This window comes from Bacillus sp. 1021 (genome assembly GCF_014534735.1).
GTDB lineage: Bacteria > Bacillota > Bacilli > Bacillales > Bacillaceae > Bacillus > Bacillus siamensis.
The window spans coordinates 25651-39102 of the sequence record NZ_JACVSR010000001.1; the positions used below are offsets into that span (position 1 = coordinate 25651).

A 13452-nucleotide genomic window follows, 5' to 3' on the forward strand; every position below is an offset into this window, starting at 1 on the left:
CACCGCATAGATTGTAACAAAGTACCTTATTTCTAGTGCATTAACCATGATAGAGGAGGTTCTTATGGATATATTAAAGAAAATTGAAAAGTACAGAGAGGAAGAGCAGCGTCTCAAATGGGAAGGGACGTTCGCTGATTATTTGGAGATCATAAAAGAAAATCCATTGGTCGCGCAGTCTGCTCATTCTCGCGTTTTTAATATGATAAAAGACAGCGGAATTGAGGAGGAGGACGGGAAAAAGACATACAGTTTTTTCTCGCGGGAACTGTTCGGACTTGAAGAATCTCTGGAACGGCTCGTGGAGGAATACTTTCACCCGGCTGCCAAGCGGCTTGATGTAAGAAAACGGATCTTACTATTAATGGGGCCCGTCAGCGGCGGGAAATCGACCCTTGTCACCATGCTGAAAAAAGGGCTTGAAGCCTACTCGTTGACAGACAACGGGGCCGTTTACGCTATCAAAGGCTGCCCGATGCATGAAGATCCTCTCCATCTTATTCCCCATCATCTGCGCGAAGACTTCTACAGAGAATACGGGATCAGAATTGAGGGAAGCCTGTCTCCGCTTAATGTCATGCGGCTTGAAGAAGAATACGGCGGCAGAATTGAGGATGTAAAGGTTGAACGCATTTTCTTCTCGGAGGATAAGCGTACCGGAATCGGAACCTTCAGCCCGTCTGATCCGAAATCACAGGATATCGCCGATTTGACGGGGAGCATTGATTTTTCAACGATTGCCGAATACGGCTCGGAATCAGATCCGCGCGCTTATCGGTTTGACGGTGAATTAAATAAAGCGAATCGCGGAATGATGGAGTTTCAGGAAATGCTGAAATGCGATGAAAAATTTCTCTGGCACCTTCTATCACTCACGCAGGAAGGGAATTTTAAAGCCGGACGGTTTGCGCTCATCTCAGCCGACGAATTGATTGTTGCGCATACGAACGAAACGGAGTACCGCTCGTTTATTGCCAATAAAAAAAATGAAGCCCTTCACTCCAGAATCATCGTGATGCCTGTTCCTTATAATTTAAAGGTGTCCGAAGAAGAACGGATTTATGAAAAAATGATTTCGGAAAGTGATGTTTCTGATGTACACATCGCCCCCCATACATTAAAAGTGGCTGCGATGTTTTCTATTTTGACCAGGCTGAAGGAACCGAACCGGTCTGATATTGATCTCGTTAAAAAAATGAGGCTCTATGACGGAGAAAGCGTTGAAGGTTACAATTCCGTTGATCTGGAGGATATGAAGAAGGAATTCCATGATGAAGGAATGAGCGGAATTGACCCGCGTTATGTCATCAACCGTATTTCCTCAACGATTATCAGAAAAAATATGGAATCCATCAATTCGCTTGACGTGCTGCGTTCCTTAAAGGAAGGACTCGATCAGCATCCGTCCATTTCCGCTGAGGACAAAGAGCGGTATATGAATTTTATTTCCGCCGCCAGGAAAGAGTACGATGACATCGCCAAAAAAGAGGTGCAGAAGGCGTTTGTTTATTCATATGAAGAATCCGCAAAAACACTCATGGATAATTATTTAGATAATGTGGAAGCGTACTGCAACAAAAATAAGCTCCGCGATCCGCTGACGGGAGAAGAAATGAACCCTGACGAAAAGCTGATGAGATCCATTGAAGAGCAGATCGGCATTTCGGAAAACGCCAAAAAAGCATTCCGTGAAGAAATTTTAATTCGCATTTCCGCTTATGCAAGAAAAGGAAAACGCTTCGACTATAACTCACACGAAAGGCTCCGCGAAGCGATTCAGAAAAAGCTTTTCGCAGACTTAAAAGATGTAGTGAAAATTACGACCTCAACCAAAACGCCGGATGAGCAGCAGCTTAAAAAGGTTAATGAGGTAGTGGCGCGGTTAATAGATGAACACGGCTATAATTCGACAAGCGCAAATGAACTGCTGAAGTATGTCGGAAGCCTGCTCAACCGCTGATGCTTGATTGATGAAAGGCCCGTCCGTAAAAGGACGGGTTCTTTTGTCTATATTTCAAAATTGTTTGTCAATTGAAAAGTCCGTCCGGCATAAGATAAGAATAAATCTTTTCGCCGGACTTGTTTCATAAACAGGACCAAGCCGGAATACACATGTAAAACGACCATAACGGTTAAGGAGGGGAATTCATGTCCCGTAATGACAGCGGAAATTTTTTGATTTCAGAGGAAGACTGGTCCCTCCATCGCAAAGGCTTTGACGACCAGCAGCGCCACCAAAAGAAAGTACAGGAAGCGATAAAAAACAACCTTCCGGACCTTGTCACTGAGGAAAGCATTATTATGTCCAACGGAAAAGATGTCGTGAAAATCCCGATTCGTTCGCTTGATGAATATAAAATCCGTTATAACTATGATAAAAACAAACATGTCGGCCAAGGTGACGGTGACAGCGAAATCGGCGATGTCGTCGCCAGAGACGGCGCAGATAAAAAGCAGGGGGCCGGAAAAGGCCAGGGAGCCGGCGATCAGGCAGGCGAGGATTATTATGAAGCCGAGGTCTCATTGATGGACCTGGAAGAAGCGCTGTTTCAGGAATTAGAGCTGCCGAATCTGCAGCAAAAAGAAAGGGACAATATCGTTCATACCGACATCGAATTTAATGATATCCGGAAAACCGGGCTGACAGGGAATATTGATAAGAAAAGAACGATGCTGTCTGCCTATAAACGAAACGCCATGTCAGGCAAGCCGTCGTTTTATCCGATTTATCCGGAAGATCTGAAATACAAAACATGGAATGATGTGACGAAGCCGGAATCGAAAGCTGTCGTTTTAGCCATGATGGATACAAGCGGTTCGATGGGCGTATGGGAAAAGTATATGGCGAGGAGCTTCTTTTTTTGGATGACACGATTTTTACGGACAAAGTATGAAACGGTAGATATCGAATTTATCGCCCACCACACGGAAGCGAAGGTGGTATCGGAAGAAGATTTCTTCTCGAAAGGCGAGAGCGGGGGAACCATCTGCTCCTCCGTCTACCGGAAGTCTCTTGAATTAATTGATGAAAAATATGACCCCGCCCGCTACAACATCTATCCGTTCCATTTCTCAGACGGGGATAATTTAACATCGGATAACGCCCGATGCGTAAAGCTCGTCAATGACATCATGAAAAAATCAAATCTGTTCTGCTACGGTGAGGTTAATCAATATAACAGGCATTCAACACTCATGTCCGCCTATAAAAACGTCAAAGATGATAAATTTAAATATTACATCTTAAAGCAGAAATCAGACGTTTTTCAAGCGCTGAAAAGCTTCTTCAAAAAAGAGGAAGCGGGGGTAAGCAAAGCATAAGTATTAAACATAAAGCCGAGTGAAGAATCGTGCGGCCGCGGTTCTTCACTCGGCTTTTTTTAATTAAAAATAAAGAGAAAAAAGGCATAAAAAAAATCCTTAAAAAATAAAACTTTTCTCTTTACAAATCTTCTTTCATTTATTAATATTTTATCTTGTGAACTATTATTAAGGGAATGAGGTGAAAATACGGTGATTGAATCAGAGCTTGCTTTGCTCAGTTTTGAACAGCTGTTTGATACTTCCAGATCAATTTACAAAAAGCAGAAAATGATCTTGGAGACAGTTCTTGAACCTTTTGATATTACAGTCCTGCAGTATCTGCTGATGTTCAAAATACATAAGAGCAAAAGCACGCAGCTTTCAAGGCTGGCTTTGTCGCTTGATCTGAAACCGGCGTCTGTCACGAGAATGACCGATATTCTGTATAAGCGCCGATTAATGGTTCGGAGCGACTATCACGACGACCGGCGTGTTGTTATGATTCAGTTAACCGAAGAGGGGGAAGAACTTCTAAAGACAGCTGCTGTTCAATACGCCGAAAAAGCGGCGGTCTTATACCGGCAGCTCAATACCGCTGAACTGCAGTACCTGCGCAAGCTGGCGGAAAGTTTAACGAAGCTTGCAAACGGCTGTGCAGTGAAAAACGGAAAATAAAAAAATCCCCACATATTTTTATCATCATTCCACAAAATGATAGAGGAAGAAACGAAAGGAGAAAACAAAATGAACAGAGGACGTTTAATTCTGACCAACATTATCGGTTTGATTGTTGTTCTTGCAATTATAGGCGGAGGTGCTTACTACTATTATCAAAGCACGCACTATGTAAAAACCGATGAAGCAAAAGTTGCCGGCGACATGGCTGCTATCACAGCTCCTGCTGCGGGTAAAGTAACTGACTGGAACCTTGATGAGGGGAAAGAAGTAAGTAAAAACGACGTTGTTGCAAAAATCAAAGGACAGCAAAATGCTGACGTTAAAGCCATCATGGATGGAACAATCGTGAAAAACGAAGTGAAAAACGGCCAAATGGTGCAAGCCGGTACGACAATTGCCCAAGAAATTGACATGAAACACCTTTACATCACTGCAAACATTAAAGAAACTGACATCAGAGACATTGAAGTAGGAAACAAAGTAGACGTCATTGTTGACGGTGACCCTAATACAACATTTGACGGAACTGTAGAAGAAATCGGCTATGCGACAAATTCAACTTTTGATATGCTGCCTTCTTCAAACTCAAGCGGCAACTACACAAAAGTAACGCAAAAAGTTCCTGTTAAAATTTCACTCAGCAACCCATCTGACAAGGTGCTTCCTGGTATGAACGCATCTGTAAAAATCTCTGAATAATACAGATCAGTCATCAAACCATGAAGGGAGGTTGTCTTAGGTGGCTAAATCAGATAATCAAGTAAAAAGTCCTAAAACATTGCTTATTGTGCTTATGGCCGGGTTATTCCTGGCGATCTTGAACCAAACGCTTCTTAACGTGGCGATGCCGCACTTAATGACCGAGTTCGGTGTGAGTGCGACGACGATTCAGTGGCTGACGACCGGATACATGCTGGTCAACGGTGTTTTGATTCCGTTATCGGCCTTCTTAATTACCCGGTTCGGGCAAAGAAGCCTCTTTCTCGTAGCCATGTTCTGTTTTACAGCGGGAACGTTAGTCTGCGGAATCGCGCCTAACTTCTCAACCATGCTGATCGGCCGGTTAATTCAGGCGGTCGGCGGCGGTATCTTGCAGCCGCTGGTCATGACAACCATTCTGCTTATCTTCCCGCCTGAAAGCAGGGGGAAAGGAATGGGGATTTTCGGTCTTGCGATGATGTTTGCTCCGGCGGTCGGACCGACTCTTTCCGGCTGGATCATCGAGCATTACACATGGCGCATTATGTTCTACGGCCTTGTTCCGATCGGGGCGATCGTTATTGTCATAGCGTTTTTCCTCTTTAAGAACTTGGTGGAACCGCAAAAAATCAAACTCGACAGCTTGGGTGCGATTCTGTCCATTGTCGGATTTGCCTCATTGCTTTACGGAGTCAGTGAAGCGGGAAGCGACGGCTGGGGAGACCCGATCGTTCTGTCTACCGTTATTGTCGGTATCATCGCGATTGCCGCGTTTGTCATTCAGCAATTGCGATCTGAAAAACCGATGCTTGACTTCCGGGTATTTAAATATGATATTTTCTCACTTTCCAGTGTGATTAACATCATTATTACCGTTGCGCTTTACACAGGAATGTTCCTGCTTCCGATTTATCTGCAGAACTTAGTCGGCTTTACGGCGCTGCAATCAGGCCTCTTGCTATTGCCGGGCGCGATTGTCATGCTGATCATGTCGCCGATTTCCGGTATTCTGTTTGACAAAATCGGTCCGAGACCGCTTGCGATCGTCGGGCTGGTCATTACGGTCGCAACGACATTCCAGTATACAAAATTGACAATTGACACACCTTATACGCATATCATGCTTGTCTATGCCATCCGCGCATTCGGTATGTCACTGTTAATGATGCCTGTAATGACAGCCGGAATGAACCAGCTTCCGGCACGGTTGAACAGCCACGGCACGGCGATGAGCAACACGCTCCGCCAGATCAGCGGTTCAATCGGAACAAGTTTGATCACAACGATCTATACGAACCGCACGACGATGCATTATTCGCAGATTGCGGATAAAACAAGCACGGCAGATCCAAGCTTCATGCAGTCGTTCCAAAGTGCGGTTTCGAATTTAATGGTCAACATGAACATGTCGCTTGATGCGGCGAAACAAACCGTTTATGCCTATCTCTACAAAACGGCTTCACTTAATTCCAACGTTATGGGAATTAATGACGCGTTTATGTGGGCGACGATCTTTGCGGTTATCGGTGTAGTCTTGAGCCTGTTCTTGCGTGACGTACGGAAAGACAAACAGCGGGCGAAGAAAAAAGAGGAGCTGTCATTGCTTCCGGCCCCTAAAGAAGTGAAGGAATCTTAATCATCTGAATGGGAGGTTTCCTGAATGAAAATTTACGTAGTGTACGATAGTGAAGGCGAACACACAAAATACCTTGCCGAAGCCATTGCGGAAGGAGCAAGTGAAAACGCTGATGCTGAAGTCTTGATTGACCATGTCGATCAAGCCGACATCCGCAAGCTGAAAGACATGGATGCGATTATCTGGGGATGCCCTGGACACTTTGGCACCATCAGTTCAGGCTTAAAAGCGTGGATCGACAGACTCGGCTATTTGTGGGCTGAGGGCGAACTGATTGATAAAGTCGGCGCCGTATTCTGTACGACTGCGACAACCCATGGCGGATTAGAAATGACAATGCACAATCTGATCACTCCTATGTTTCACCAAGGCATGATTGTTGTCGGTCTTCCCGGCAACGTTCCTGAAAATGCGCTGTACGGTTCTTACTACGGCGCGGGCGTCACATGCCCGGTTGACAGCGATGTGCTGATGACGGAAGAAGGCCTTCAATTAGGCCGTGCGCTTGGCAGACGTGTCAGCCAGGTCACAGGTAATCTAACTGCCGGACGACAGTAAGGAGAGGGTTATATGGCCATTATTATAGCGGTTATTGCTGCTGTCATTGTGATTGCACTTCTTATCACATTCAATGTCCGCAGCACTTCTGCAGGACAGGATGTCAAAGAAGAAAAGAGAGAAGCGATCGGCACTACAGCCGAACAGCCGGAAAAGCATGATCCGGCCGAGGAACGCTCAGCCGAGCATGTTCCCGTCGTTGTAAAATCTGAATCTCCCCGCGAGAAAAAGAATACAATGGGCGATGATGTGTACCGTCAGGCGCTTCAGAAGTTCAAGACTTCTGAGACGGATCAGGAAACAACAGATCCCGAAAGCGGCGGCAAAATGCAGGATAGCAGCTATCGTGATGCGCTGCTCTCCTTAAAAAACAAAAAGAAGTAACGGAAAAGGCAAATCTGCGTAAGAGCGGATTTGTCTTTTTTTTATTGAAGATATTGTAATTTGTGATGATCTAGTGTACTATGTGACTCATACACTGGTCCCGAATGGAGAGAGAAAGAATGACATCGTTTTTAGGTCTGCTGAAAAAAGATGCGAAGGTTTCATGGGTCTGGCTGGCGGTTTGGGTTTGCGGCATGATCTTCTGGGCGGCGGCAGCCCACGTTATTGCTGTCCGTCAGAAAGAACCGCTCGTCATTTTCGGCTTTTTTGCGGCAATGGGGTTTTTTCAATTTCTTGTGGCGCCGCTTTTTATGTACTATCACCTCCACAAAGAAGGGAAAAATCAGCTGTGGCTTTACAATCCGAATGGCGGGTTTTATCTGCTGGCTTCCAAGCTGACGGCCTCACTGCTGTATCAGTTTATCGGGCAGCTGGCGCTGACCGGCTACGGTATTTGGATGTACCGGATGCTTGCTGCAAAAGGAGCGCTGGAACACACCATTCCCCTGGCCGGCACATTAACAGGACTGAATGCTTACCTGCTGATCAGCTCAGCGTACTTATCTGTGATCGTGGCCGTATTTTGGACTGTTTTTCACTCGTTAAAACATTTCCCCGTTCTCCGCTGGGTGATCTGCATCGTGCTTGCGTTTGTCTGGGCCTATATTGACGATAAACTCATTACGCCTTTCACTTCATCTCAACATGATTTATGGCCGGTAAAAGTGTATGCGAATTTTGAATTTCATTATACAAAATTGGCCGGCTGGACGATGGAGCTGAAGGCCGTCCACATCTCGCTTTTCAGCTTCCTGGCCGTGATTGTGCTTGCGGCGCTCTGTCTCGCGCTGGCCTCAATGCTGCTGAATCGCAAGGTTGAGGTGTAATGATGAAGCGGGAATTTCAATCATCAAAGCCGATTTATCTGCAAATTGCCGACCGTGTATATTACCGGCTGATTCGAAACAAGCTTTCGCCGGGTGACAAACTGCCGTCCGTAAGAGAGATGGCCGTGCAGATGAAAGTGAATCCGAATACGATACAAAGAACGTACAGTGAAATGGAAAGGCTGGGGATCGTGGAAACGAGAAGAGGACAGGGAACCTTTATAGCTGAAAGACCCGATCTGAAAGAGGAGCTGAAAGACAGGCTGACAAAAGACGTATTCAAACGCTTTATTCAGGAAATGGCGGAGCTTGGGTTATCTCCTGAAGAAATGCTCGACGGGATCAAACAATATGCGGAGGAAGCAGACGATGAATCTTGATTTTGAACACGTTACAAAAAAATACGGCCGCAGGCTCGCGGTCAGCGATGTATCATTTTCATTGTCTCCGGGTAAGATCTACGGAATATTAGGACCGAACGGAAGCGGTAAATCAACAACGCTGAAAATGCTTGCCGGGCTTGCATTTCCCACCTCGGGCGCTGTTCGGATCGGCGGACGTGCCGTAAGCCGGAACATGCTTTTTCGTACGGCTTATTTAACCGAACATGATACGTTTTTCGCCCGGACGACTGTCGGTGATATGCTCATATTTTATCATTCACAATTCCCGGATTTTCAGCTGGAAAAAGCACGGAATCTATTATCGGAAATGAATCTCTCATCGGAGCAGAAAATAAAAGAGCTGTCTAAAGGCAGCCGGGGCAGGCTGAAAATCGTCCTGGCCCTGTCGAGAAAAGCATCCGTCATTTTGCTGGACGAGCCGTTTTCCGGTCTGGATCCGGCGGTCCGGGAGTCAATCGTCAACAGTCTCGTATCGTATATTGATTTTGACAGTCAGATCGTCGTCATCGCCACACATGAGATCGATGAGATTGAGACGCTTTTGGACGAAGTGATGGTGTTCAAAAAAGGGAAAATCGCTGAACGGCGTGAAGTCGAAGAGCTCAGGGAGCAGGAAGGAATGTCCGTACTGCAATGGTATAAAAGCATTATACAGGCGTACGAAAAAGAAGGGGGATTCTAATTGGAAACGGTATTGGAATTGCAACAGGTAAAGAAAACGATTAAAGGACGAACGATTATTCATGATCTGAGTTTCTCCGTCCGGGCAGGTGAAGTGTTTGGGTTTCTGGGACCGAACGGAGCGGGGAAAACGACAACGATCAGAATGATGGTCGGATTAATGAAACTGTCTCAGGGAGACATCGTAATCTGCGGGGAATCCATTACGAAAAACTATGCAAAAGCGGTCAGGCACGTCGGAGCCATCGTGGAAAACCCGGAGCTGTACAAATTCCTGAGCGGCTATAAAAATTTACAGCAGTACGCAAGAATGGTAAAAGGCGTTACGAAAGAAAAGATAGATGAGGTCATCGAGCTCGTCGGATTACAGGACAGAATTCATGACAAAGTAAAGACCTATTCTCTCGGCATGAGACAGCGCCTCGGCCTTGCTCAGAGTCTGCTGCATAACCCGAAGGTGCTGATTCTGGATGAACCGACAAACGGCCTTGACCCCGCCGGTATCAGGGAAATCAGAGACCATCTGAAAAAGCTGACACGGGAAAAAGGAATGGCGGTTATCGTCTCGAGCCATCTGCTGTCCGAAATGGAATTGATGTGCGATCGAATCGGCATTTTGCAAAAAGGAGAGCTTGTTGATATTCAAAAGGTAAGAGATGAAGGAACAGAAGAAAAAGATACATACTTTTTCCATATTGAACAAAGGGAAGAGGCGCTTGCCGTCCTGAGTCAGTTTGACTGTGTGAAGAAGACAAGCGGCTTTGAGATCAAGCTGTCAAAACAGGAAGTGCCTGATGTGATTTCACTTCTCGTCCGTGAAAATATCCGCTTATATGAAGTGAAAATCATAACAAGATCTTTAGAAGACCGTTTCCTGGAAATTACCGGCGGGACGAAAGAGGAGGCTCAATATGCTTAAACTGATCTATAATGAATGGATTAAAATCTTCAGCCGTGTCGGGACATGGGCTATGATTGTGATTTTAGGCCTTGCGATGACCGGATTTGCACTTCTGTCAAACCATTTCACCTCTAGCGACGCCAATCCAAATTGGAAACAGGAGCTCCAGGCTGAAAACAAAGAAATGAAACAGCAGATGAAGGAAACCGGAAATCAGACGCTCATTGATAACCTGAAACAGAATGTCGCGATAAATGAATACCGTATGGATCATAACCTCCCCGAGGATACAGGGTACACAGTGTGGTCATACGTAGCCGATTCTTCGATGATGACAGTTTTGACCGGCCTGTTCACGATTATCATCGCAGCAGGCATCGTGGCGAATGAATTCAACTGGGGAACCATCAAACTGCTGGCCATCCGTCCGCTCAGCCGTTTTCAAATTTTGCTTTCTAAATATATGACGGTGCTGCTGTTCGGACTGCTGATGCTTGTGATTTTATTTGCCGGTTCCGCTCTGTTGGGATTGCTCTTTTTCGGTACAGGCGGAGATACTGCGGCCAATGTTCATCTCGTATACAAAGACGGCCGTGTTTTTGAACAAAATATCATCGCCTTTCTCGCTAAAACATATATCTATGAATCAGTCTCCGCTTTTATGCTTGCGACGATGGCGTTTATGCTGTCTGCAGTATTCCGAAACAGCTCATTAGCGGTCGGATTTTCTATTTTTCTATTGGTTATGGGCAACACGGCGACTGTATTTCTTGCCACGAAATTTGAATGGACGAAATATATTTTATTTGCGAACACGGATTTGTCGCAATATATGAACGGTACTCCTTTAGTAGAGGGGATGACGATGACATTTTCGGTTGTGATGCTTGTGATTTACTTCATTATTTTTATGGCGCTCGCATTCGGCGTCTTCTTAAAACGGGATATTGCTACCTGATGTAAAAAAGCTGTTTTGCCTAGGCAAAACAGCTTTTAGGTATAAAAAAACCGCCGGCTTGCACCGGCAGGTTTTTTTAAGACATTTATGCTTTTGTTACGTTAGCAGCTTGTGGTCCGCGGTTTCCTTCAACGATTTCGAAAGAAACAGATTGGCCTTCTTCTAAAGTTTTGAAGCCTTCGCCTTGAATAGCAGAGAAGTGAACGAATACATCGTCTTGACCTTCTACTTCGATGAATCCGAATCCTTTTTCAGAGTTGAACCATTTTACTTTACCTTCTAACATGAAATTTCCTCCTAAAGCGACATAACGCTTAAATTCACTATTCTTGCTCTAAAACAAACTTCCAAGACGAAAACTCTTGCAAAACTTTCTTCTTAAAGATAGTTCGAACAAAAATAATTACCTTTACTCTACCAGTAATCCGGAGAAAAAACAACTGCTAAATGTAACTTTTTTTGAAATAACATTTTTTAAGTCGAAATCGCGCGGATACGGAAGGCTGATCTGAGATTGAACAGCACATTTTGCAGCTCATAAAAGCCGCTCTCTACAACCTTAACTTAATCATGAGCCCGAATGCATGGTGCAGTGCTGCACTGCAAATAAAAATAGGGAGGGAGTAGGTCATCTTGAAGCTGCGGATTATAAAGAGTCTGTTTCTCTTCATTTTGATCATGCTGCTTACTTCATGCCATGATCCCGCTTGAAATCGAGCCATTACTATCAGAATCAATGTATGTCATCCATTTATCTGGGGATTTGTCGCAAAAAAGTCGGAGAGGAAGGATTGAAAATTTCATTGGCAATGTTTTCGGATTATGCCGAGGCTGATTTGGCACTTGCCGGAGGGATTTTGATGCCAATACATTTCAAACTTGCTTATTTTAAATGTTTGCCGACTAATGGGAAAAAGAAGCTGTCCCTTTAGGAACGACGTATGCGGCGTGTGCTCGGCATTTATTCCAAGCAGTATAAACGGCTGAAGGATATACCAAACGGAGCGGTGATGATCGTGTCTGATGAAACGGCGGGCTGATTAAGTTGAAAAGGCGTGAGGCAGCAGTTTTCACCAAAAAAAGCAGGATTTTATGCGGATGCAAAAACTCCTGTCTTTGTATCGAATATCAGGGCAGCCTGATTCCCGTTTTCCAGGCGGGCGCCGTTGTCACTGAAAAGAAAGAATGATTCCCCCCTGCGGCGATCATTCTTTTTTTTCAGTGCTGCACACTTGATTGCGTCCTGAGGTTTTCGCTTTGTACAGCATCCGGTCTGCGATCAGAGGCAGGGTCTGCGGATCCGCCGTATTGGTCGGATAGTGCGCGATGCCGATAGAAACGGTCACGAAAATTGTATCTCCGCTCGTCAGCAGAATCGGGTTCCCGTCCATCGTCTGCCTGATTTCTTCTGCGAGGTGAAGCCCTTTTGTATACGTGCAATTCGGTATAAGCACCGCAAATTCTTCGCCCCCGATACGGGCTGACGGATCAGAACTGCTGATTAAGAATCTCAGCCGCGTCCCTAGTTCTTTCAGCACTTGATCACCTTCATAATGGCCGTATTGATCATTGATCTGTTTAAAGTGATCAATATCTAAATAAATAAGCGCAAGCTGAGATGAGGCTGATCGAGATGCCCGGTCGTACAGGAGGCGCGAGATCTCCTCGAACTTTCTCTTATTAAAAATCCCAGTCAGAAAATCATAATTCGCTTGAAACTTGTATTTCTTGAATAAAAGGCGGGCATCGGCTTCGTGTTTGATGATATACAGTGACAGCATTCCGCCCAAAGTGGAAATGAGCCAATAATATACGAGGGTCCCGGCAGGCTGTTCAGGCACAAGCAACAGCAGCGTCAGGGTGAAAATAACGTTTGAGAAAAGCAGCATAACGAACGCCTTTTTGCGATCCGGCTTTTTTCCTCTAAGGACGGCCACAGAAAGTATGGCAATAATCCCGACTGCTGCAATGGAAAAAATGGCGCTGGCATTGAAATTGATCAGGATACGGCCTGCCACGATAATCGCAAAGGCAACTGCCGTAGACACCCAGCCTCCGTAAAGAGCGGCGATGATAATCGGGATATTTCTGAGATCAATGATAGAATCAGAGTAAGAAAAGCCGAAAGCAATCAGAAAAACCCCTAAAAGCCCGCAAGCCGCCCCCTTCAGTAATTGAAACATCGGACGGTCTTCTTTATACGAAAGCGACTCTTTAAAAAGAAGGGTGAAGAGATAATTAAATGTGATTAAAATCGTCAAATTAAGAAACAGTTCCTTCAGCATAACAATCACCCTTATATAAGTTACTAAAGAAAGGGTGGAAAGAAAAGAGAAAAGTCTATAAAAATACATATATTGTAA

The 13452-nt window shown here is 45.1% G+C and carries 15 protein-coding genes; 13 read left to right on the forward strand and 2 right to left on the reverse strand.

Annotated elements, in window-relative coordinates:
* Nucleotides 1-64: 64 nt before the first annotated feature.
* The 12 genes from prkA to ICW23_RS00235 all read left to right on the forward strand — a co-directional run bounded on the left by prkA (nt 65) and on the right by ICW23_RS00235 (nt 11089).
* Entirely contained in the window at nt 65-1960 is a 1896-nt protein-coding gene (prkA, locus tag ICW23_RS00180) for a serine/threonine protein kinase PrkA (RefSeq protein ID WP_188153837.1), read from the forward strand.
* Between the two features lie 188 nt (nt 1961-2148).
* Nucleotides 2149-3321: a sporulation protein YhbH gene (yhbH, locus tag ICW23_RS00185; protein WP_060963222.1), complete on the forward strand. Its 1173-nt coding sequence runs from the start codon at nt 2149-2151 to the stop codon at nt 3319-3321.
* A gap of 192 nt (nt 3322-3513) precedes the next feature.
* On the forward strand, nt 3514-3978 hold the full coding sequence (locus ICW23_RS00190; protein WP_016938432.1) for a MarR family transcriptional regulator: 465 nt from the start codon (nt 3514-3516) through the stop codon (nt 3976-3978).
* Between the two features lie 36 nt (nt 3979-4014).
* A complete protein-coding gene (locus ICW23_RS00195) occupies nt 4015-4680 on the forward strand; it encodes an HlyD family secretion protein (protein WP_007610259.1) in 666 nt (221 codons plus the stop codon).
* Nucleotides 4681-4720: 40 nt separating this feature from the next.
* Nucleotides 4721-6316: an MFS transporter gene (locus tag ICW23_RS00200; protein WP_016938431.1), complete on the forward strand. Its 1596-nt coding sequence runs from the start codon at nt 4721-4723 to the stop codon at nt 6314-6316.
* 24 nt (nt 6317-6340) lie between these two features.
* A complete protein-coding gene (locus ICW23_RS00205) occupies nt 6341-6874 on the forward strand; it encodes an NAD(P)H-dependent oxidoreductase (RefSeq protein WP_016938430.1) in 534 nt (177 codons plus the stop codon).
* Nucleotides 6875-6886: 12 nt separating this feature from the next.
* Nucleotides 6887-7258, forward strand: coding sequence for a hypothetical protein (locus ICW23_RS00210; RefSeq protein WP_016938429.1), 372 nt, complete (start codon nt 6887-6889; stop codon nt 7256-7258).
* A gap of 119 nt (nt 7259-7377) precedes the next feature.
* Nucleotides 7378-8145, forward strand: a complete 768-nt coding sequence (locus ICW23_RS00215; RefSeq protein WP_188153838.1) for a hypothetical protein — start codon at nt 7378-7380, stop codon at nt 8143-8145.
* Between the two features lie 2 nt (nt 8146-8147).
* On the forward strand, nt 8148-8525 hold the full coding sequence (locus tag ICW23_RS00220; RefSeq protein WP_188154196.1) for a GntR family transcriptional regulator: 378 nt from the start codon (nt 8148-8150) through the stop codon (nt 8523-8525).
* On the forward strand, nt 8515-9231 hold the full coding sequence (locus tag ICW23_RS00225; protein WP_188153839.1) for an ABC transporter ATP-binding protein: 717 nt from the start codon (nt 8515-8517) through the stop codon (nt 9229-9231). The genes ICW23_RS00220 and ICW23_RS00225 overlap by 11 nt, the downstream gene beginning before the upstream one ends.
* Nucleotides 9232-10149 carry an ABC transporter ATP-binding protein gene (locus ICW23_RS00230; protein WP_188153840.1) on the forward strand — a complete coding sequence of 306 codons (918 nt, stop codon included), beginning with the start codon at nt 9232-9234 and terminating at the stop codon, nt 10147-10149. It abuts the gene before it with no gap.
* Nucleotides 10142-11089, forward strand: a complete 948-nt coding sequence (locus tag ICW23_RS00235; RefSeq protein ID WP_188153841.1) for an ABC transporter permease — start codon at nt 10142-10144, stop codon at nt 11087-11089. Before ICW23_RS00230 ends, ICW23_RS00235 begins: the two co-directional genes overlap by 8 nt.
* A gap of 85 nt (nt 11090-11174) precedes the next feature.
* Here ICW23_RS00235 and cspB read toward each other — a convergent pair whose 3' ends face one another.
* Nucleotides 11175-11375 carry a cold shock-like protein CspB gene (gene cspB / locus ICW23_RS00240; protein WP_003155376.1) on the reverse strand — a complete coding sequence of 67 codons (201 nt, stop codon included), beginning with the start codon at nt 11373-11375 and terminating at the stop codon, nt 11175-11177.
* Between the two features lie 655 nt (nt 11376-12030).
* Here cspB and ICW23_RS18840 point away from each other — a divergent pair.
* The gene (locus tag ICW23_RS18840) at nt 12031-12129 is read left to right on the forward strand and encodes a MetQ/NlpA family ABC transporter substrate-binding protein (protein ID WP_223152182.1); all 99 of its coding nucleotides are present in this window, start codon (nt 12031-12033) and stop codon (nt 12127-12129) included.
* Between the two features lie 165 nt (nt 12130-12294).
* Here ICW23_RS18840 and ICW23_RS00250 read toward each other — a convergent pair whose 3' ends face one another.
* Complete coding sequence (locus ICW23_RS00250) at nt 12295-13374, reverse strand: GGDEF domain-containing protein (protein ID WP_045927058.1); 1080 nt, start codon at nt 13372-13374, stop codon at nt 12295-12297.
* Nucleotides 13375-13452: the final 78 nt, after the last annotated feature.